Genomic DNA, 20,587 nt, shown 5'->3' with positions numbered 1-20,587 from the left:
GCTTTTTCATGCCCAGCCAGATCCCCGGGGGCGTGACCGGGAGCAGACGACCCACCCACGCGTGAACGACGGGAAGAGACGCAGATGAGCGAGCAGGCGGACCGGCCGGACGAGGCCGCGACGTACGACATGGCCGCGGCGCAGGAGCGGTGGCGCCCGGTCTGGGAGGAGCTCGACCCCTTCCGCGCCGGCAGCGCGGCGCCCGGGGCCGAGAAGCGCTACGCGCTCACGATGTTCCCCTACCCTTCCGGCGACCTGCACATGGGCCACGCCGAGGTGATGGCGCTGCACGACGTCATCGCGCGCTACTGGTGGCAGCGCGGGTACGACGTCCTCAACCCGATCGGCTGGGACTCCTTCGGCCTGCCGGCCGAGAACGCCGCCATCCGCAACGACGAGCACCCGGCCACCTACACCTACGCCAACATCGAGACCCAGGCCGAGTCGTTCCGCCGCTACGCCGTCTCCTTCGACTGGTCGCGCCGGCTGCACACCTCCGACCCGGAGTACTACCGCTGGACCCAGTGGCTGTTCCTGAAGTTCCGCGAGCGGGGCCTGGCCTACCGCAAGAACAGCCCCGTCAACTGGTGCCCCAACGACCAGACCGTCCTCGCCAACGAGCAGGTCGTGCAGGGCATGTGCGAGCGCTGCGGCGCCGAGGTGACCAAGCGTGAGCTGAACCAGTGGTACTTCAAGGTCACCGAGTACGCGCAGCGCCTGCTCGACGACATGGACGACCTCGCCGGCACCTGGCCGGACCGGGTGCTCGCCATGCAGCGCAACTGGATCGGCCGCTCCGAGGGCGCCCACGTCGACTTCGACATCGAGCTTGCCTCGGGGGAGACGCGCACCGTCACGGTCTTCACCACCCGGCCCGACACCCTCTACGGCGCCACCTTCATGGTGGTCGCCGCCGACGCGAAGCTGGCCGCGGAGGTCGTCGCCCCCGGGCAGGAGGCCGCGCTCGCGGCGTACCTCGAGGAGGTCCGGAAGGCCTCCGACATCGACCGCCTCGCCACGGACCGCCCGAAGTCGGGCGTGGACCTGGGCGTCACGGCCCGCAACCCGGTGACCGGCGAGCCGATGCCGGTGTGGGCGTCGGACTACGTCCTGGCCGACTACGGCACCGGCGCGATCATGGCGGTGCCCGCGCACGACCAGCGCGACCTCGACTTCGCGAAGGTCTTCGGGCTGCCGGTCCGCCGGGTCGTCGACGTCCCCGGCGAGGACGACCCCGAGGAGAGCTGGGTCGCCACCACGGGCGACGGGACCTACGTCGCGTCCGGCCCGCTCGACGGACTGACCGACAAGGCGGCCGCGATCAGCCGGATCATCGAGCAGCTCGAGGCCGACGGACGGGGGACCGGCACGGTCAACTTCCGGCTGCGGGACTGGCTGCTCAGCCGCCAGCGCTTCTGGGGCGCGCCGATCCCGATCGTCCACTGCGAGCGGTGCGGCGAGGTCCCCGTGCCGGAGGACCAGCTGCCGGTGCGGCTGCCCGACGACCTCAAGGGCGCCGACCTCAAGCCGAAGGGCACCTCGCCGCTGGCCGCGGCCGAGGCCTGGGTCCACACCGACTGCCCCTCGTGCGGCGGGCCGGCCCTGCGTGACTCCGACACCATGGACACCTTCGTGGACTCGTCCTGGTACTACCTGCGCTACCTCGACCCGCACTACGAGGACGGCCCCTTCGACCCGGCGCAGGCCCGGGAGTGGATGCCGATCGCGCAGTACGTCGGTGGCGTGGAGCACGCGATCCTGCACCTGCTGTACTCGCGGTTCTTCACCAAGGTGCTCCACGACATGGGCATGGTCGACTTCGTCGAGCCGTTCTCCGCGCTGCTCAACCAGGGCCAGGTCATCAACGGCGGCAAGGCGATGTCGAAGTCGCTGGGCAACGGCGTCAACCTGGGCGAGATGATCGACCGCTACGGCGTCGACGCGGTGCGGCTGACCATGGTCTTCGCCGGCCCGCCGGAGGACGACATCGACTGGGCCGACATGTCGCCCGGCGGCGCGGTCAAGTTCCTGCAGCGCGCCTGGCGCCTCTCCGGGGACGTCGCCTCCGAGCCGGGGACGGCCCCCGACGGCGGCGACACCGCCCTGCGCAAGGCCACCCACAAGACGCTGCACGAGGCCGAGCAGCTCATCGAGGGCCACCGGTTCAACGTCATGGTCGCCCGCACCATGGAGCTGGTGAACACCACGCGGAAGGCGATCGACTCCGGTCCGGGCCCCGCCGACCCGGCCGTGCGCGAGGCGGTCGAGGCGGTGGCGGTGCTGCTGTCGCTCGTGGCGCCGTACACGGCCGAGGAGATGTGGGAGCGGTTGGGCCACCAGCCCACGGTCGCCCGGGTCGGCTGGCCGACCGTCGACCCCTCCCTGCTGGTCGAGGACACCGTGACCGCGGTCGTCCAGATCCAGGGGAAGGTCAAGGCGCGGCTGGAGGTGGCCCCGGACATCTCCGAGGCCGACCTGGAGGAGCTGGCCATGGCCGACCCGGCGGTCGTGCGCGCCATCGACGGACGGCCGGTCCGCAAGGTGGTCGTGCGCGCGCCGAAGCTGGTCAACGTGGTGGTCTGAGCCATGTCCCGGATCGTCGTCGTCACCGACTCGACCGCCAGCCTGCCGGCCGAGGTCGCCGCGGCCCACGAGATCGTCGTGGTGCCGCTGCAGGTGGTCATCGGCGCCGAGGTGCTCGACGAGGGCCCCGAGGGCGCCACGCCCGCCATGGTGGCGGCCGCGCTGAAGGAGTGGACGCCGGTCAGCACCTCCCGCCCGTCCCCGGCCGCGATGCGGGCGGTCTACGAGCAGGCGGCGGCCGCCGGCGCCGAGGCGATCGTCTCGGTCCATCTCTCGGGCGACATGAGCGGAACCTACGAGTCGGCCCAGCTGGCTGCGCAGGACGCGCCGGTGCCGGTCCTCGCGGTGGACTCGCGCCAAGTCGGCGTCGCGACCGGGTACGCCGCGCTGGCGGCGGCGGAGGCGGTCGCCGCGGGCGGCTCGGCCGAGGAGGCCGCCGAGGCGGCGCGCCGGCGGGCCGAGGCGTCCTCCTCGCTCTTCTACGTCGACACCCTGGAGTACCTCCGCCGGGGGGGCCGGATCGGCGCGGCGGCGGCCCTGCTCGGGGGTGCGCTCGCGGTCAAGCCGCTGCTGGCCATCAGCGACGGCCGGGTGGAGTCGCTGGAGCGGGTCCGGACCTCCCAACGGGCACTGGCCCGGCTGGAGGAGCTGGCGGTGACCGCGGCCGGCGACGGGCCGGTCGACGTGTGCGTCGCGCACCTGGCGAACCCCGACCGCGCCGCGACGCTGACGTCCAGGCTGGCCGAGCGCCTGGCCGACCAGCTCGAGGGCCGCGAGGTCTGGTGCGGCGAGCTCGGTGCGGTGCTCGGCGCGCACGTGGGTCCCGGGATGATCGCGGCCTGCGTGGCGCCGCGGCCCTGAGCCATGACACCTGCGTGGCGCCGCGGCTCTGAGCCATGACACCTGTCACGTGCAGGCCGTGACAACTTCCCCGGGCACCGTCCCGCCCGCGGACGGAGGGTTGCCTCGTGAGCACTCCAGCACTCGAGGCCATCGCCCTCACGAAGCGGTTCCGGGGACTCGGCGGGGAGACCGTCACCGCCGTCGACGGCATCGACCTGACCATCAGTCCCGGTGAGGTCGTCGCCTTCCTCGGCCCCAACGGCGCCGGCAAGACCACGACCGTGGACATGTTCCTCGGCCTGACCTCTCCGACGAGCGGGACGGTCGCGGTGTACGGCGGGACACCGCGCCGCGCGGTCGCGGAGGGGCGGGTCTCCGCCGTGATGCAGACCGGCGGGCTGCTGCCCGACTTCACGGTGCGGGAGACGGTCCGCGCGGTCGCCGCCCTCCACGGCCGGCCGGAGCGGGTCGACGTCGTCGTCGAGCGTGCTGGACTCGGTCCGCTCGGCGACCGGTTGGTGAAGGCGTGCTCGGGGGGCGAGCAGCAGCGGTTGAAGTTCGCGCTGGCGCTCGTCCCCGACCCCGACCTGGTGATCCTCGACGAGCCGACGACCGGCATGGACGTCGGTGCGCGCCAGGAGTTCTGGAGAACCATGCGGGAGGACGCCGCGGGAGGCCGCACCATCGTCTTCGCGACCCACTACCTCGCCGAGGCCGACGCGTTCGCCGACCGCACGGTGCTGATGGCGCGCGGCCGGATCGTGGCCGACGGCCCGACCGCGGAAGTACGTGCGAAGCACGGCGGCCACACGGTGTCCTTCCGCCCGCCGGCGGAGGTCATGGACGTCCACGGCATCGACCCGGCCTGGCTCGACGACGTCCGCACGGCGGTCGCGCCGCTCGGCATCGCCGACCTCGAGGTGGCCGGCGCGAGCCTCGAGGCGGCGTTCCTCGCCCTCACCGGGACGCCGTCGACCGACGCAGGAGTGGCTGGCCGCAGCGAGCCCGAGAAGGCACTGCGGTGAGCGCGACGACGGTCACGGACACCGCGGCGGCGGCAGGTCGGCGTACGACACGGCCCTCGGCAGTCGCCTATGCCGGCCTGGACCTGAGGCGACAGCTGCGGGACAAGGTGGCGATGTTCTTCACCGTGGCGCTGCCGGCCTTCCTGTTCTTCGTCTTCGGGATGGGCGACGACGAGGCGTACGGCAGTGCGAACGTCGCGATGTACGTGATGGTGTCGATGGCGGCCTACGGGGCCGTCACGGCCACGGCGACCGTCGCCGGGGTGGCGGCGACCGAGCAGACCATGGGGTGGGGGCGCCAGGTCGCCCTGACGCCGCTCTCCTCGGTGGCCTTCGTGGCGATCAAGACCGCTGTGGCCATGCTCGTCGCGGCCGTCCCGGTCGCATTGATCTACGTGATCGGCGCGGCCACCGGCTCGTCGGGCAACGCGGTCGACTGGCTGGCCAGCGCCGGCATCGTGTGGCTCGGCTCGGCGCTGTTCGCGGTCTACGGCCTGGCTGTGTGCCTGGTGTTCAAGGGGGACAACACCGCCGGCATCGCCTCGGGGTTGATCGTGATCCTGAGCTTCCTCGGCAACGTCTTCACGCCGATGGACGGGGTCGTGCTGGACATCGGCCGCCTCACCCCGCTCTACGGCTACGCCGGGCTGGCGCGCTACCCCATCTCGGAGGGCCACCTCCCCGCCGACGCCGGCCACGACCCGGTGTGGCTGCTGCTCGCTAACGTAGGCGTGTGGACGGCGATCTTCACAGGGGTGGCCGTCTGGGGGCTGCGCCGGCGTCGGGAGCGGGTGTGACCGCACCGCCCGGCCCCCGATCCGTCAGCTCGCCGTGGGAGCGGTGGGGATGGGTGATCGCGGCGATCTGGTTGGTCTTCCTCGCCTACCCGGTCATCGAGGTCGTGGAGACCGACGCCTCGGCACCGGTCACGGGCCTGGTACTGGCGCTGATCGGGGCCTTCGCGGGGATCTACCTGCTCGGGTGGAGCGTGTGGCGCGCCCACGCGCTGAAGGTCTGGTTCGCCATGCTCCTGCTCGCTGTGGGAACCGTGCCGGTGATCGGCATCGAGGCCATCGGCCTCACCCCCTACCTCGGAGCGTTCTCCGCCATCATGGTGCCGGCGCCGTGGTGGCGGTGGACCACCGTCGTCAGTGCGCTGTTGCCGCTCCTCTCCCTCGTCTGGGGCGACTTCCCCGCCTTCTTCTTCCTGATGGTGTGGCCCATCATCGGTTTCTGCACGGCGATGCGCGTCTTCGCCCGCCTCGAGGAGCGGTCCGAGGCCTCCCGGGCCGAGCTGGCCCTGGCTGCAGAGCGCGACCGGGTGGCGCGCGACGTGCACGACGTGCTCGGTCACTCGTTGACGGCTCTCTCGATCAAGGCGGAGCTCGCGGGGCGGCTCGTCGAGGCCGACCCCGCGCGGGCCCGGGAGGAGCTGGAGTCGATCCAGGAGACCGCCCGGCAGGCGCTCGCGGAGGTCCGCTCGACCGTCGGCGGGCTGCGGGCGGCCAACCTCGAGGCGGAGCTGGCCGCGGCGCCGTGCGTGCTCGCCGACGCGGGGATCCGGACCGAGCTGGTCGGTACCGTCGCCGAGACCGATCCGCGGCACCGCACCCTCCTGGCCTGGGTGCTGCGCGAGTCGGTGACCAACGTGGTCCGGCACGCACGCGCCTCGGTGGTCTCGATCGAGCTCTCGCCGACCGGGTTGGTCGTCACCGACGACGGCGTCAGCCTCGCGGCGAACGGCGGCCACGACGGCAACGGGCTGCGTGGCATGCGCGAACGGGTGGCCGCAGCCGGGGGCACCCTCCGCCTGTCGGGCGGGCCGGGAACACGCGTCGAGGTCGTGCTGCCGTGATCCGGATCCTGCTGGCCGACGACCAGGCGCTCGTCCGCGGCGCGCTCGCGGCGCTCCTCGACCTCGAGACCGACATCGAGGTCGTCGCGCAGGTCGGTCGCGGTGACGAGGTGCTGCCCGCTGCTCGCGCGTCGCAGGCGGAGGTGTGCCTGCTCGACATCGAGATGCCGGGACTCACCGGGCTCGAGGTGGCCGAGCAGCTGCGTGCCGAGCTGCCCGACGTGCGGTCGCTGATCGTGACGACCTTCGGACGGCCGGGCTACGTGCGCCGCGCGCTCGACGCCGGGGCAGCCGGCTTCCTCGTCAAGGACACACCCGCGCGGGAGCTCGCCGACGCCGTGCGTCGGGTGCACGCCGGCCTGCGCGTGGTGGACCCGGACCTCGCGACCGAGTCACTCATGGCCGGTCCGTCGCCGCTCACCACTCGGGAGGCGGAGATCCTGCTCCTCGCTGTCGACGGATCACCCGTCGCGTCGATCGCCGCGCGCGCGCAGCTCTCCGTGGGAACCGTCCGCAACCACCTCTCGGCCGCGATCGGCAAGACCGGCGCGACGACCCGGGCCGAGGCGGCGCGGCTCGCCCAGCTGAACGGATGGATCTGAGGCGGACCCCGGTTCGTTCCCGGTCGACGCCCACGAAGCATCCACAGCCGCCACGGCGGACAGCTGCTCCACAGGTGGCTCCCGCGACGACCCGCGGCGGGCCGACCCGGACCTAGCGTCGCCGGCATGCGCTCCCGCCGTCCCTCCGCCGAGCACCAGGAGGCCGTCTCTCGCCGGCTCGCCCTGCTGAGTGCCGAGCTCGCCGAGGTGCGCCCGGCCCCCGACTGGTACGACGACCACACGCGCGTGCGGGCGGCGGAGGGCGGTCCTGTGCCGGCGACGGCACCCATCCGCCCGGCGCCGGCGGTGCAGGCGACCGTGCCACCGGGGTGGCCCGCGCCGCCGGAGCCGCCCGGGCCGCCCGGCTGGGTCCCGCCGCCCGTCCCGGTGCCCGGTCGGCACGCAGCCCGGCGGCGTGCCGATCGCCCCGGGCGCCGGCTCGCGGGGTTGCTGCCCGAGACCCTGCAGGGGCGGGTCGCGATCGGCTCGGCGCAGCTGACCGTCGTCTCCCTCGTGGTCGCCCTCGGCCTGGCCGTCACCTGCTGGTGGGTCGTGCGGTCGGACCCGGGCGCGCCGGTGGCACCGGCCCCGGTGGACACCTCGCCCGTGGCGGACCTCGTGGAGGTCCCGGAGGCGGGACCGAGCCCGGCCGGGGCCTCGAGCGCTCCGGCGGCGGCCGAGGTCGTCGTGGACGTGGCCGGGCAGGTGCGGCGCCCGGGGATCGTGGTGCTGGAGGCCGGTGCCCGGGTGGTCGACGCGCTCGACGCGGCCGGCGGCGCCCGCCGCGGTGTCGACCTCTCCGTCCTGAACCTCGCGCGCGTCCTGGTCGACGGCGAGCAGGTACGGGTCGGCGCGCCACCTGGGCCGCAGGCGGGTGCGGTACCGGGCGCCGTGCCCGGTGTCGCGCCCGCACCCGGCACGGCGGCTGCGCCGTCGGTCGTCGACCTCAACACGGCCACCGAGGCGCAGCTGGACACGTTGCCGCAGGTCGGACCGGTGACGGCTGCGGCGATCGTGGCCTGGCGCACCGAGCACGGCTCCTTCTCCGCCGTGGAGGAGCTGCTCGAGGTGGACGGGATCGGCGAGGCGACGCTGGCTCAGATCGCCCCGCACGTGACGGTCGCGGGTGGATGAGGCCCCCGCCGAGCGCCCCGACCTGCGGATGCCGCTGCTGGGCGCGGCAGCGTGGCTCGCCGGGGTGGCGGCCCACGTGCTCCCCGGCGCGGCCACGGCCGTCGCCGGTGGCCTCCTGGTCGCGGTCGCCGCCCTGGCCGCCCGGCGTCACCGCCGCCACGCGGCGACCGTGGGAGCCACGGTGGTGGTCGTGGCCGCCGTGATGACGTCGGCCGGGGTCCGGGTCGAGCAGACCACCGACGGCCCCGTCGCCGACCTGGCACGTCAGCGTGCGGTGGTCACGCTGGTCGGGTCCGTGGCTGCCGACCCGCGGCCGCTCCGGGGGCGGCGCGCCGACGGTGTGCTGACCCGGCTCACGGTCCGTGAGGTCACCGGCCGCGGGTTGACCCACCGCCTGAGCACCGAGGTCCTCGTGATCGGTCGCGAGGCATGGGCCGAGGTGCCGCTGGGCGCGACCGTGCGGACGGTCGGCCGCCTCGACGTCGCCGACGGCGGCGACCTGGCCGCCCTCGTCATCGCCGGGGAGCCGGACGTCCTGGCGGCCCCGGGGCCGTGGTGGCGGGGCGCCGCGGTGGTGCGTGCCTCGATCCGCGACGCGGTGGCGCACCGGCCGGCCGACCAGGCGGCGCTGGTCCCGGCTCTCGTGACCGGCGACGACCAGGCCCTGGCGGAGGACCTGGCCGAGGACTTCCGCACGACGGGGCTCACCCACCTGCTCGCCGTCTCGGGCACCAACCTGACCCTCGTCGTGGGGTTCCTCCTGCTGCTCGCCCGCTGGTGCGGGGCCCGTGGCCGCTGGCTCCTCGTCGTGGGAGCGCTCGGCATCGTCGGGTTCGTGCTGCTGGCCCGCACCGAGCCGAGCGTGCTGCGCGCCGCCGTGATGGGCGGCGTCGCCCTCCTGGCCCTCGGGGTGCATGCGCGGCAGCGCGGGTTCCGAGCCCTGGGCGTGGCCGTGGTGGTGCTCCTCCTGGTGCAGCCCGGGCTCGCGGTGTCGGCCGGGTTCACGCTGTCGGTCCTCGCGACGGCCGGGATCCTCGTGCTGGCACCGGTCTGGCGGGACGCGCTGGCCCGGTGGCTGCCGCGATGGCTGGCCGAGGCGGTCGCGGTCCCGCTGGCGGCACAGGTGGCCTGCACCCCGGTCGTCGCAGCGCTGTCCGGGGAGGTGAGCCTGGTGGCGGTGCTCGCCAACCTGCTCGTCGCGCCGGCGGTCGGACCGGCCACGGTCCTCGGCCTGGCGGGAGGTCTCGTGGGGCTGGTGGCCGGTCCCGTCGGCCGGCTCCTCGGGACCCTGGCCGGCTGGTGCGTCGGGTGGGTGATCGCCGTGGCCGGCTGGGGTGCCGGCCTCCCCGTGCCGGCGGTCGGCTGGGGGACCGGGCCGGCCGCCCTCGTCGCGCTCACCGGCGGCTGCGCCGCCCTCGCGGTGCTCCTGCGCCGGCTGCTCGAGCGCCCCGCCCTGGGCCTGCTCCTCGCCGGCCTCCTGGCGCTCGTGGTGCTCGTCCGACCGCCCACGCCCGGCTGGCCCGCCCGGGACTGGGTGGTGGCGATGTGCGACGTCGGCCAGGGTGACGCCCTGGTGCTGCGGTCGGGGCCCGGTGCAGGGATCGTGGTGGACACCGGGCCCGACCCGGCAGCGGTCGACCGCTGCCTCGACGACCTCGACGTCGAGCGGGTGCCGCTGGTGGTGCTGACCCACTTCCACGCCGACCACGTCGACGGGCTGGCCGGCGTGCTGACCGGCCGGACCGTGGACGCGGTGGAGTCCACCCCGGTGCTCGACCCGTCCGCCGGCGTCGCCGGCGTCCGCACCGCGCTGGCCGGGACGGGCCTGCACGTCCGCGCCGCGCCGTACGGCTCCGCGCGGAGGATCGGTGCGGTGACCCTGCAGGTGCTGTGGCCGCCCCCGGGGCTGACGACCACGAGGGGAGCGGAGGGCGACACCGCCAACGACGCGAGCGTCGTGCTGCTCGTGGAGGTGGCCGGCGTCCGGCTGCTGCTCACCGGCGACCTCGAGCCGCCCGGCCAAGCGGCCCTCGCCCGGAGCCTCCCCGGCCTCGAGGTCGACGTGCTGAAGCTGCCGCACCACGGCAGCCGGCACCAGGACGAGTCGTTCCTGACCTCGCTCGGTGCCCGCGTGGTCCTCGTCCCGGTCGGTGCCGACAACGACTACGGCCACCCGTCCGGACCCCTGCTGGCGCAACTGGAGGGGAGCGGCGCCCGGGTGCTGCGCACCGACCTCGGCGGTGACGTCCTGGTGCGGGTCAGCGGTGGGCAGCTGACGACCACCAGCCGCAGGTGAGCGTCGGTGCCCTGTGGGACGCTTCTCCGACCATGGCAACGACGGGTCCGAAGGCAGCAGACGTCCTCGGCCGGGTCACCCTCGTGACCGGCAAGGAGGAGTTCCTCAACGAGCGGACGGTCGCGGCGGTCCGCGAGGCGGTCCGAGCGCACGACCCGGAGGCCGAGCTCTCCGAGACCCAGGCCGCCGACCTGACCCTCGCCACGCTCGGCGAGCTCTCCGCGCCGTCGTTGTTCTCCAGCACCCGGTGCGTCGTGGTGCGGAACCTGGAGAACCTGCCCGACGAGTCGGTCGCCGGCGTGTTGGGCTACGCCGACGCACCCGTCGAGGACGTCGCCCTGGTGCTCGTGCACGGGGGCGGCCAGAAGGGCAGCGGCGTGCTGGCGAAGCTCCGCAAGGCGGCCTTCGTCGCGGACGTGCGCTCCGGTGAGCTCAAGGCGTCGGAGTACCCGCAGTTCGTGGCCAACGAGGCCCGGCGTCACGGCGCCACCATGGACCGCGAGGCGGCCCTGTTCCTCGTCCAGGCCGTCGGCCAGGACCTCCGCTCGCTCGCGGCGGCCGCGCACCAGCTGACCCACGACTTCCCCGGGGAGTCGCTGGACGTCGAGAAGGTGCGGCGCTACTTCGGCGGTCGCGCGGAGGCCAAGTCCTTCGCCGTCGCGGACGCTGCCTTCTCCGGACGCCGGCACGCCGCGCTCGAGGAGCTGCGATGGGCGCTCGACGGCGGCACGGCAGCGGTCCTGGTGACCTCGGCTTTTGCCACCGGCGCCCGGGGGCTGGCTCGCTACCAGGGCGCCCCGCGCGGCATGCGCGAGGCCGACCTCGCCCGTGAGGTGGGCGTCCCGCCGTGGAAGCTCCGGTCGATCCGCGACCAGTCCCGCGGGTGGACCGAGCAGGGGCTCGGGCGGGCGATCCGCGCCGTCGCGCGGGCCGACGCCGACATCAAGGGCGCGGCCAGCGATCCGTCGTACACCCTGGAGCGGCTGGTGCTCGAGATCACCGACCTGCGCACGGGGCGCTGAACCCGGCCGCCCGGCCACGCACGGTGGCGCCGGGGTCCGGACGCACGAAAGGCGCCGACCCCGGAGGGTGCGGCGCCTCTGTGGCGGCGGGCCTCAGAGAGAGGCGGCCTTCTTGGCGATCGCGGACTTGCGGTTCGCGGCCTGGTTCTTGTGGATGACGCCCTTGGAGACGGCCTTGTCGAGCATCCGCGAGGCGTCCCGGGCCGCGGTGGTCGCGGTCTCCTTGTCGCCGGCCTCGGCGGCCTTGCGGAACTTGTTGACGGCGGTCCTCAGGCCGGTCTTCACGGACTTGTTGCGCTCGTGGCGCTTCTCGTTCTGCTTGTTGCGCTTGATCTGGGACTTGATGTTCGCCACGGTTGCGCCTTCGTCGTCGATCTGGACAGGGATCAGGTCTTGGCCCCGGAACGGGGGGTGGTGCGGTCGGCGTGCGGACAGCCGGACACGCGACCAGCGAGACTAGCAGCGCGCCGCCCGCCGTCCCAATCGAGGCTCAGGCCCCCATGGTCACGCCCGGACGGTCAGGCCCAGCCGCGGCGCTCGCAGAGCCAGGCCCACGCCGCCTCACCCTGCCACCGCTGGGACGCGCGCAGGAAGGGCGACGTGGGCGGCACCCGCAGGTCGCCCATGAGCAGGAGGTAGCCGGCGAGCAGCGCGAGCACGGCGTCCACGTGGTCGGGCGGGACGTCGCGGGCCACCCGGGCGGAGGCGAGCACGGCGTCGGCGTCGACGCCGTCGCCGCGCGCGCCCGCCAGGAGGACGACCGTGTCGAGCCACGCCGCGCCGGCGACCGGCCAGTTCCAGTCGCACAGCAGCACCCGGCCGTCGGCGGCCAGCAGCACGTTGTCGTCGCGGACGTCGGTGTGCACGAGGGTCGAGCCGCCGACGACGAGCGCCGAGGCCCGGGCCATCGCCGCTGCCTCGTCCAGCCGCTCGGCCAGCCCGGGGAGCCGGGGCGGTGCGGCACGGAGCCGGTCCCACATGGCCGGCCAGGCAGCCGTCTCCTCGGCGTAGGTGCCGAGGGGGGAGCCGGGCGGCGCAGGCGTGAGCGTCGTGGCGGCGCGGTCCAGCGCGTCCACCGCGGCGGCGAGGTCCTCAGCGGACCACGGCCGCTCGGGGAGCCGGTGCTCGACGTGCTCGATCCCCAGCACCACCCAGTCCTCGTCGTGGGTCCACCGCAGGCGGGGCGCGGGCGCGGAGGCCGGCAGCGTCGCGAGCCGGCGCCCCTCCTCGCGGTAGGCGTCGGCGATGGCCCGCTGGGCGACGGCCGAGGCCGCCTTGACGAAGTGGCGGCTGCCGTCGGCGCACTCGAGCACGGATGCGAGACCGGGGGTGAAGCCCGCGTCTTGGGAGGACCACCCCGTCACCGGCGATCCGATGCGCGCCTCCACGGCGGCCCGGACGTGGGCCGGGAGGTGCACCCAGTCGAGCCGGCGCGCCGTGCGCCCGTGCGGGAACGGGAGACCCCTGCGGACGGGAGGCCGGACGAGAGGCCGGGCGGGAGGGAGCGCGGACGCGGTCACCGGGCCATCCTGGGGCACCGGCCGTCGAGTCGGGCGCACGCCGCGCGGCGTGGGAGGATGGTGCGGTCCGTCCCGACCGTGCCCGTCACCAGTCCGTCGAGAAGAGCCCGTGCCCCAGACGCCTGCGCCGAAGCCCGGCCACACCGATCCCGCGATCATCAGGAACTTCTGCATCATCGCGCACATCGACCACGGCAAGTCGACCCTCGCCGACCGCATGCTGCAGCTGACCGGCGTGGTCGACGAGCGGGCCGCGCGGGCCCAGTACCTCGACCGGATGGACATCGAGCGCGAGCGCGGGATCACGATCAAGAGCCAGGCCGTCCGGATGCCGTGGACCGTGCCCGACGACAACGACGAGGCCGCCGAGCCGGGCACCTACGTGCTCAACATGATCGACACCCCCGGGCACGTCGACTTCACCTACGAGGTGTCCCGCTCGCTGGAGGCCTGCGAGGCCGCCATCCTGCTCGTCGACGCCGCCCAGGGCATCGAGGCGCAGACGCTGGCCAACCTCTACCTCGCGATGGGCGCCGACCTCCACATCATCCCGGTGCTCAACAAGATCGACCTGCCGAGCGCCAACCCCGAGAAGTACGCCGCGGAGCTCGCCGGCCTCGTCGGGTGCGAGCCGGAGGACGTGCTCCGGGTCAGCGCCAAGACCGGCCTGGGCGTCGAGGCGCTGCTCAACGAGATCGTCAAGCAGACGCCGCCTCCGGTGGGCGAGGCGGACAAGCCGGCCCGGGCGCTGATCTTCGACTCCGTCTACGACACCTACCGGGGCGTCATCACCTACGTCCGCGTGGTCGACGGCAAGCTCAACCACCGCGACCGGATCAAGATGATGTCGACCAACGCGACCCACGAGATGCTCGAGGTCGGCGTCATCAGCCCGGAGCAGGTGAAGGCGGGCGAGCTCGGCGTCGGCGAGGTCGGCTACCTCATCACCGGCGTGAAGGACGTCCGCCAGTCCCGCGTCGGCGACACGGTGACCACCCAGCACCACGGCGCGACCGAGGCGCTCGGCGGCTACAAGCACCCCAACCCGATGGTCTACGCCGGCCTCTACCCGATCGACGGCGACCAGTTCGGCGACCTGCGCGAGGCCCTGGAGAAGCTCCAGCTCAACGACGCGGCGCTGACCTACGAGCCCGAGACCTCCGGCGCGCTCGGCTTCGGCTTCCGCATCGGGTTCCTCGGCCTGCTCCACATGGAGATCACCCGCGACCGCCTCGAGCGCGAGTTCGGCCTCGACCTCATCTCCACCGCCCCGAACGTCGTCTACCACGTGACGATGGAGGACGGCTCCGAGGTCGAGGTGACCAACCCCAGCGAGTACCCCGAGGGCAAGATCGCCGAGGTCCGCGAGCCGGTCGTGAAGGCGACGATCCTGGCGCCGTCCGACTACATCGGCACGATCATGGAGCTCTGCCAGACCAAGCGTGGCCAGCTGCAGGGGATGGACTACCTCTCCGAGGACCGGGTGGAGATGCGCTACACCCTCCCGATGGGCGAGATCGTCTTCGACTTCTTCGACCAGCTGAAGTCGCGCACCAAGGGCTACGCCTCGCTCGACTACGAGCGCTCCGGGGAGCAGGCCGCCGACCTGGTGAAGGTCGACATCCTGCTCCAGGGCGAGCCCGTCGACGCCTTCAGCGCGATCTCGCACCGGGACGCGGCGTACGCCTACGGCGTGATGATGGCCGGCAAGCTCAAGGACCTCATCCCGCGCCAGCAGTTCGAGGTGCCGATCCAGGCCGCCATCGGTGCCCGGGTGATCGCTCGGGAGAACATCCGCGCGATCCGCAAGGACGTGCTGGCCAAGTGCTACGGCGGTGACATCAGCCGCAAGCGCAAGCTGCTGGAGAAGCAGAAGGCCGGCAAGAAGCGGATGAAGAACATCGGCTCGGTCGAGGTCCCGCCGGAGGCCTTCGTCGCCGCGCTCTCCAACGACGGCGCCGGCAGCTCGGTCGACAAGGGCAAGAAGTAGCGGTGCCCTCCGCCCCTCTGCTGGGGCCGCTGCCGACGACGGTCGCGGCCCTGCTCGAGGAGTGGGAGCTCGTCCCGACGGGCGATCGGTGGTGCGCCGGACGCACCGAGGTCCTGCCGGTGACCGGCCCGCGCGGACCTGCGGTGCTCAAGGTCGGCGCCGCGGAGCACGAGGCGCTGGCCCTCCAGCGGTGGGGCGGCGAGGGCGCCGTACGACTGCTCCGCGCCGACCCGCACCGGCGCGCGGTCCTGCTCGAGCGACTGGCCGGGCCCGACCTCACCGACTACTGGGACGTCGAGGCCTGCGAGCTGGTCGGCGCCCACTACGCACGGCTGCACGTGCCGGCGCCGCCGCAGGTGCGGACCTTGGCGTCGTACGTCGAGCAGGGGACCGCGGCGCTGGCGGCGCTGCCCAGGGACGCCCCGCTGCCGCACCGCCTGGTCGAGCAGGCCGTGGCGCTCGGCCGGGCCTTCGTGGGCGACCCCGGCGAGCAGCGCCTGCTCCACGGGGACCTGCACTACGCCCACCTGCTGGCGACCACCGAGGGAGGCGGCGACGGCTGGCGCACCATCTCCCCGAGCCCGGTGGTCGGCGACCCGCACGCCGAGGTCGCGCCGCTGCTCTGGCACCGCTGGGAGGACGTCGCCGGCGACGTCCGCCCCGCCCTGCGCCGCCGGTTCCACGCCGCGATCGACGCGGCACTGCTCGACGAGGACCGGGCCCGCGACTGGGTCGTGCTGCGGACCGTGCACCGAGCGCTGGGCGCCCTGGACGACCGGGAGCTCGTGACCCGGTGCGTGGCGGTCGCGAAGGCGGTCCAGGAGTGAGAGGCCCCTCGCGGAAACCGCTTCGGGCGGACCCGCTCGCGGGGGATACTCCTGCGGTGTCCCAGCTCGTCTCCGTCAACGTCGGCACCCCTCGTGAGGCCGCCTGGGCCGGCATCGGCCGCACCAGCATCGACAAGGCGCCGGTCGCCGGCCCCGTCGAGGTCGGCCTCCTCGGGCTCGCCGGGGACGAGGTGTCCGACACCCGACACCACGGCGGCGTCGACCAGGCCGTCTACGCCTACGCCCGCGAGGACCTCGACCGCTGGGCGATCGACCTCGGACAGGACGTCCGCGACGGACAGTTCGCCGAGAACCTCACGACCCGCGGCGTCGAGGTGACCGGGGCCGAGGTGGGGGAGCGCTGGCGGGTCGGCACCGTCCTCCTCGAGGTGGCCTCGGTCCGCACCCCCTGCAACGACTTCAAGACCTGGATGGGCCGTTGCGGCTTCGACAACCGCGCCTGGGTCAAGCGGTTCACGCTCGACGGGGCCCCCGGCGCCTACCTGCGCGTCCTGGACCCGGGCTCGCTCCAGGCCGGTGACGAGGTGCAGGTGGTGCATCGGCCCGGGCACGGCGTCACGATCGGCACCATGTTCCGGGCGCTGCACACCGAGCCGGCGCTGCTGCCGGAGCTGCTGGCCGTCGACGGGCTGGCCGAGAAGGCCCGCCGCCGCGCCGAGCAGTACGTCGCATCCCGGGCGTGAGCCGGCGGCGGCAGAGGTTTCACCCTCGCCGCGTCCACGAAGCGGTCTGAACCGGTTACCCACGGGTTGCGAGTGACGTAGGTTACCTGCAACGACCGTCGCGGGGAGGCGCCGGTCATGCCGTCGTCCCCTGCCGTCATCCAGGAGTGCCATGCCTGCCAATCACGACACCAGCTTCGTCGACCACCTCGCCCCCAACATGGCGGTGCAGTTCCTCGACCGGGTCGCCGCGTCCTCCGACGCCGAGGCGTTCCGGTTCCCCCGCGGCGAGGCCTGGGAGTCGGTCACCTGGCAGCAGGCCGGGGACCGCGTCCGCCGGCTCGCCGCAGGCCTGATGGCCCTCGGCATCGAGTCCGAGCAGCGCGTCGGCATCGCCGCCGGCACCCGCTACGAGTGGATCCTCGCGGACCTGGCGATCATGTGCGCCGCCGGTGCGACGACCACCGTCTACCCGACCACCAACGCCGACGACACGGCGTACATCCTCGGCGACGCCGAGTGCCGGGTGGTCTTCGCCGAGGACGACGAGCAGGTCGCGAAGCTCCGGGGCCACAAGAACGAGCTCCCGCACCTGATGAAGGTCGTGACCTTCGACGGCACGGCGGACGGTGACTGGGTCATCGGCATGGACACCCTGGCCGAGCTCGGCGAGAAGTACCTGGCCGATCACCCGGACGTCATCGAGGAGACCGCCAAGGCGATCGGCCCGGACCAGCTGGCCACGCTGATCTACACCTCCGGCACCACCGGCAAGCCGAAGGGCGTGCGGCTCAAGCACCGCTCGTGGGTCTACGAGGGTGCCGCGATCCAGGCCCAGGACATCCTGCACGAGGACGACCTGCAGTTCCTGTGGCTGCCGATGGCCCACTCCTTCGGCAAGGTGCTGCTCTCCAGCCAGCTGGCCTGCGGCTTCGCGACGGCGATCGACGGCCGCGTCGAGAAGATCGTGGAGAACCTCGGCGTCGTGAAGCCGACGTTCATGGGCGCCGCGCCCCGCATCTTCGAGAAGGCCCACGGCCGGATCGTGACGATGCAGCAGGCCGAGGGCGGCGCCAAGGAGAAGATCTTCACCAAGGCCTTCCAGGTCGGGACCCAGGTCAAGCAGCTCGAGCGCGAGGGCAAGTCGATCCCGCTGGGGCTCAAGGTGCAGCACCGGCTCTTCGACAAGCTGGTCTTCTCCAAGGTCCGGGACCGCTTCGGTGGCCGGGTGCGCTTCTTCATCTCCGGCTCCGCGGCGCTGAACCAGGAGATTGCCGAGTGGTTCGACGCCGCCGGCATCCTCATCCTCGAGGGCTACGGGATGACCGAGAACGCCGCCGGCGCGACGGTCAACCACCCCGACGAGTACAAGATGGGCACGGTCGGCCCCGCGCTGCCGGGCGCCCAGGTCCGCATCGGCGAGGGCGACGAGGTCCAGATCAAGGGCCCCCACGTGATGGAGGGCTACCACAACCTGCCCGAGGAGACCGCCAAGGCGTTCACCGAGGACGGCTGGCTGCGCACCGGTGACAAGGGCTCGCTCGACGCCGACGGCTTCCTCACCATCACCGGGCGGATCAAGGACCTGTTCAAGACCTCCGGCGGCAAGTACATCGCCCCCTCGGCGATCGAGTCGAAGTTCAAGGCGCTGTGCCCCTACACCAGCCAGTTCATGGTCTTCGGCAGCGAGCGCAACTACTGCGTCGCGCTGATCACCCTCGACCCCGACGCGATGGCGGGCTGGGCCGAGGAGAACGGCATGAGCGGCAAGTCCTACGCCGAGATCGTCTCCTCCGCGGAGGTCCAGAAGATGGTCGGCGGGTACGTCGAGGAGCTGAACGCGCGCCTCAACCGCTGGGAGACCATCAAGAAGTGGGAGATCCTCGACCACGACCTCACCATCGAGTCCGGTGAGCTCACGCCCTCGATGAAGGTCAAGCGCAACGTCGTGGAGAACAACAACCAGGAGCGGATCGCGGCGCTGTACGCGTCCTGAGGCTGATCGCGGCCGCTGATGTAACGACAGGTTCGCCACTCTTCCCGCACGTTGCAACGTGCAGGAAGAGTGGCGAACGTCGCGTTACACGCGGTTTCCCGGCGCCTCGCCGTTGACCGGTTCGAACATGTGTTCGATACTGGGGTGTGGCCACCCAGACCCCGACCGCAGGCGACATCGACCGCCTGCGCGAGCGCATGCAGCGCATGCAGGACGGCGTGCCGCGCCGCGCGCTGCCGACGCACCCCGCGCTCGCCGGGCTGGTCCAGCTCCGCACCGGCGGCAGCTACGAGGTCGACAGCGCCACGCTCGCCCTGGCGCTCATGGCCGGCCCCTCCCAGGCCGGTGAGTGGTGCGCGGTCGTGGGGGTGCCCGACTTCGGTGCCGAGGCGGCGGCCGAGGCCGGCGTCGAGCTGAGCCGCACCATCGTGGTGCCGGAGCCGGGCGAACAGTGGCTGGAGGTCACCGCGGCGCTGGTCGACGTGGTCCCGCTGGTGGTCCTCCGCCCGCCGGCCCGGGTGGGGGAGCACGTCGCGGAGAAGCTCGGCGCCCGGCTCCGCAAGCGCGAGTCCGCCCTCGTCGCGCTCGGCCCCTGGCCCCGGTGCGAGCTGCGGCTCAGCGCCACCGAGCCGCAGTGGGACGGCGTCGGGCTCGGCCACGGCCACCTGCGCACCCGCCGGCTCGTCGTCGAGGCGCGGCGCGGGTCGGCCCCGCCCCGCCGTACGGCGCTGTGGTTCCCCGCCGACGACGGCGTGCTGCGCCGGGCCCCGGCCCCGGCGGACGTCCCAGGGCTGCACGGCCCGGTGGCCGTGCGAGCGGCGGGCTGAGCGGTGCGCGCCCTCGTCGTCTGGTGCCCCGACTGGCCGGTGGTCGCCGCGCTGGCCGAGGAGCGCCGCCCGCCGGCGGCCCCGGCCGCGGTCTTCTCGGCCAACATCGTGCAGGCCGTCAACGGTGCCGCCCGCGGCTTCGGCGTACGCCGTGGCATGCGGCGGCGCGACGCCCAGGCCCGGTGCCCCGAGATCGCCGTTCTCGAGGCCAACCCGGACCGCGACGCGCGGGCCTTCGACGACGTCCTGGCCGCGCTGGAGCGGCTGCGTCCCGGCATCGCCCCGTTGCGGCCGGGGCTGGTGGCGCTCCGCTCGCCCGGCCGGTTCTACGGCGGCGAGACCGAGGCCGCGGCGGTGGTCGCCGAGCAGCTCGTCCGGCTCGGGGTCTGGGACTGCCGGGTCGGCGTGGCCGACGAGCTCTTCACCGCCGAGCAGGCCGCCCGCCGGGCGGCGCCGCAGGACAGCGTGGTGGTGCCGGCGGGGGAGTCGGTGGCGTTCCTGCGCGACCTGCCCGTGGAGGTGCTCGAGGACCCCGACACCGTGAGCCTGCTCAAGCGGCTCGGCCTCCGCTCGCTGGGCGCGCTGGCCGACCTGCGGTCCGGAGACGTGCTGGCCCGGTTCGGCCGGCAGGTCGCCTGGGTGCACCGCGTGGTCTCCGGCGACGGGGCGATGCTGCTGGCCGAGCGGACGCCCCCGCCGGAGCTGGAGGTCCACGTCGACTTCGAGCCGCCGCTGGCCTCCGCGGAGACGATCTGCTTCAGCGCTCGCCGGACGGCCGACCGGTTCGTCGAGCAGCTGGCGCACCACGGCCTGGTCTGCACCGAGCTGCTGGTGCAGGCCGAGGCCGACGGCGTGGTGGCCTCTTCGCGGCGCTGGCTCCACCCGCGGTGGTTCGGCGCGGCCGACGTGGTCGACCGGCTCCACTGGCAGCTGCAGGGCGGCTTCAAGGCCGGCGAGGTGCGCGCGCCGGTCGAGCGGGTGCGGTTCGTGCCCGAGACGGTCGTCCCCGACGCGGTCCACGCCGACGGCCTCTGGGGCGGCACCGACGAGCGAGTGCAGCGCGGCATCGCCCGGGTGCAGGGGATGCTCGGCCACGAGGCGGTCCGCGTGCCGGTCCTCCAGGGCGGTCGGTCACCGGCCGACCGGCAGGCGCTGGTGCCGTGGGGCGAGCGGCCGGTGGGCCTGCGCCCGACCGGGCCGCCGTGGCCGGGCGCGATCCCGCCGCCGGCGCCCGCGCGGGTGCTGCGGACCAAGGTGGGCCTGCGACCGGCGCGGCCGTCGGTGCGCCTCGAACGCCAGGGACGGGTCGTCCACTGCTACGGGCACGGCGGCGCCGGTGTGACGTTGAGCTGGGGCTGCGCGGAGGAGGTTGTCACGATTCTCG

The 20,587-nt window shown here is 73.7% G+C and carries 17 protein-coding genes; 15 read left to right on the top strand and 2 right to left on the bottom strand.

What is annotated here, in order from left to right:
• Window positions 1-84 precede the first annotated feature (84 nt).
• The 9 genes from leuS to holA all read left to right on the top strand — a co-directional run bounded on the left by leuS (window position 85) and on the right by holA (window position 11,360).
• Entirely contained in the window at window positions 85-2,583 is a 2,499-nt protein-coding gene (gene leuS, locus ACSMHG_RS04030) for a leucine--tRNA ligase (protein ID WP_435742116.1), read from the top strand.
• 3 nt (window positions 2,584-2,586) lie between these two features.
• Complete coding sequence (locus tag ACSMHG_RS04025; protein ID WP_435742115.1) at window positions 2,587-3,444, top strand: DegV family protein; 858 nt, start codon at window positions 2,587-2,589, stop codon at window positions 3,442-3,444.
• A 107-nt stretch (window positions 3,445-3,551) separates the two neighbouring features.
• Window positions 3,552-4,451: an ABC transporter ATP-binding protein gene (locus ACSMHG_RS04020; protein WP_435742113.1), complete on the top strand. Its 900-nt coding sequence runs from the start codon at window positions 3,552-3,554 to the stop codon at window positions 4,449-4,451.
• Window positions 4,448-5,248: an ABC transporter permease gene (locus tag ACSMHG_RS04015; protein WP_435742112.1), complete on the top strand. Its 801-nt coding sequence runs from the start codon at window positions 4,448-4,450 to the stop codon at window positions 5,246-5,248. The genes ACSMHG_RS04020 and ACSMHG_RS04015 overlap by 4 nt, the downstream gene beginning before the upstream one ends.
• The gene (locus ACSMHG_RS04010; RefSeq protein WP_435742111.1) at window positions 5,245-6,306 is read left to right on the top strand and encodes a sensor histidine kinase; all 1,062 of its coding nucleotides are present in this window, start codon (window positions 5,245-5,247) and stop codon (window positions 6,304-6,306) included. The genes ACSMHG_RS04015 and ACSMHG_RS04010 overlap by 4 nt, the downstream gene beginning before the upstream one ends.
• Window positions 6,303-6,908, top strand: coding sequence for a response regulator (locus ACSMHG_RS04005; protein WP_435742110.1), 606 nt, complete (start codon window positions 6,303-6,305; stop codon window positions 6,906-6,908). The genes ACSMHG_RS04010 and ACSMHG_RS04005 overlap by 4 nt, the downstream gene beginning before the upstream one ends.
• 126 nt (window positions 6,909-7,034) lie before the next feature.
• Entirely contained in the window at window positions 7,035-8,042 is a 1,008-nt protein-coding gene (locus tag ACSMHG_RS04000) for a ComEA family DNA-binding protein (RefSeq protein WP_435742108.1), read from the top strand.
• Window positions 8,035-10,338: a ComEC/Rec2 family competence protein gene (locus tag ACSMHG_RS03995; protein ID WP_435742107.1), complete on the top strand. Its 2,304-nt coding sequence runs from the start codon at window positions 8,035-8,037 to the stop codon at window positions 10,336-10,338. Before ACSMHG_RS04000 ends, ACSMHG_RS03995 begins: the two co-directional genes overlap by 8 nt.
• 32 nt (window positions 10,339-10,370) lie before the next feature.
• A complete protein-coding gene (gene holA / locus ACSMHG_RS03990; RefSeq protein ID WP_435742106.1) occupies window positions 10,371-11,360 on the top strand; it encodes a DNA polymerase III subunit delta in 990 nt (329 codons plus the stop codon).
• A gap of 93 nt (window positions 11,361-11,453) precedes the next feature.
• Here holA and rpsT read toward each other — a convergent pair whose 3' ends face one another.
• Together rpsT and ACSMHG_RS03980 are read right to left on the bottom strand one after the other, a co-directional pair.
• Window positions 11,454-11,714: a 30S ribosomal protein S20 gene (gene rpsT / locus ACSMHG_RS03985; protein WP_435742105.1), complete on the bottom strand. Its 261-nt coding sequence runs from the start codon at window positions 11,712-11,714 to the stop codon at window positions 11,454-11,456.
• A gap of 164 nt (window positions 11,715-11,878) precedes the next feature.
• On the bottom strand, window positions 11,879-12,880 hold the full coding sequence (locus ACSMHG_RS03980; protein WP_435742104.1) for a phosphotransferase: 1,002 nt from the start codon (window positions 12,878-12,880) through the stop codon (window positions 11,879-11,881).
• Window positions 12,881-12,989: 109 nt separating this feature from the next.
• Here ACSMHG_RS03980 and lepA point away from each other — a divergent pair, with 109 nt between their 5' ends.
• The 6 genes from lepA to ACSMHG_RS03950 all read left to right on the top strand — a co-directional run.
• Window positions 12,990-14,870 carry a translation elongation factor 4 gene (gene lepA, locus ACSMHG_RS03975; RefSeq protein ID WP_435742102.1) on the top strand — a complete coding sequence of 627 codons (1,881 nt, stop codon included), beginning with the start codon at window positions 12,990-12,992 and terminating at the stop codon, window positions 14,868-14,870.
• Window positions 14,871-14,872: 2 nt separating this feature from the next.
• A complete protein-coding gene (locus ACSMHG_RS03970) occupies window positions 14,873-15,697 on the top strand; it encodes an aminoglycoside phosphotransferase family protein (protein WP_435742101.1) in 825 nt (274 codons plus the stop codon).
• Between the two features lie 56 nt (window positions 15,698-15,753).
• On the top strand, window positions 15,754-16,401 hold the full coding sequence (locus ACSMHG_RS03965) for an MOSC domain-containing protein (protein ID WP_435742100.1): 648 nt from the start codon (window positions 15,754-15,756) through the stop codon (window positions 16,399-16,401).
• 151 nt (window positions 16,402-16,552) lie between these two features.
• Window positions 16,553-18,376, top strand: a complete 1,824-nt coding sequence (locus ACSMHG_RS03960) for an AMP-dependent synthetase/ligase (protein ID WP_435742099.1) — start codon at window positions 16,553-16,555, stop codon at window positions 18,374-18,376.
• A 146-nt stretch (window positions 18,377-18,522) separates the two neighbouring features.
• Window positions 18,523-19,203 carry a DnaE2-dependent mutagenesis accessory factor ImuA' gene (gene imuA', locus ACSMHG_RS03955; protein ID WP_435742098.1) on the top strand — a complete coding sequence of 227 codons (681 nt, stop codon included), beginning with the start codon at window positions 18,523-18,525 and terminating at the stop codon, window positions 19,201-19,203.
• A gap of 3 nt (window positions 19,204-19,206) precedes the next feature.
• A partial coding sequence (locus ACSMHG_RS03950; protein WP_435742097.1) for a Y-family DNA polymerase occupies window positions 19,207-20,587 on the top strand: 1,381 nt, incomplete at its 3' end.

This window comes from Nocardioides ureilyticus, assembly GCF_051280745.1.
GTDB lineage: Bacteria > Actinomycetota > Actinomycetes > Propionibacteriales > Nocardioidaceae > Nocardioides.
This window is presented reverse-complemented; position numbering and strand designations above follow the sequence as displayed.

Coding starts and splice junctions, on each gene's coding strand:
- leuS (WP_435742116.1), top strand. CDS start 85: ATGAGCGAGCAGGCGGACCGGCCGGACGAGGCCGCGACGTACGACATG.
- ACSMHG_RS04000 (WP_435742108.1), top strand. CDS start 7,035: ATGCGCTCCCGCCGTCCCTCCGCCGAGCACCAGGAGGCCGTCTCTCGC.
- ACSMHG_RS04025 (WP_435742115.1), top strand. CDS start 2,587: ATGTCCCGGATCGTCGTCGTCACCGACTCGACCGCCAGCCTGCCGGCC.
- ACSMHG_RS03960 (WP_435742099.1), top strand. CDS start 16,553: ATGCCTGCCAATCACGACACCAGCTTCGTCGACCACCTCGCCCCCAAC.
- holA (WP_435742106.1), top strand. CDS start 10,371: ATGGCAACGACGGGTCCGAAGGCAGCAGACGTCCTCGGCCGGGTCACC.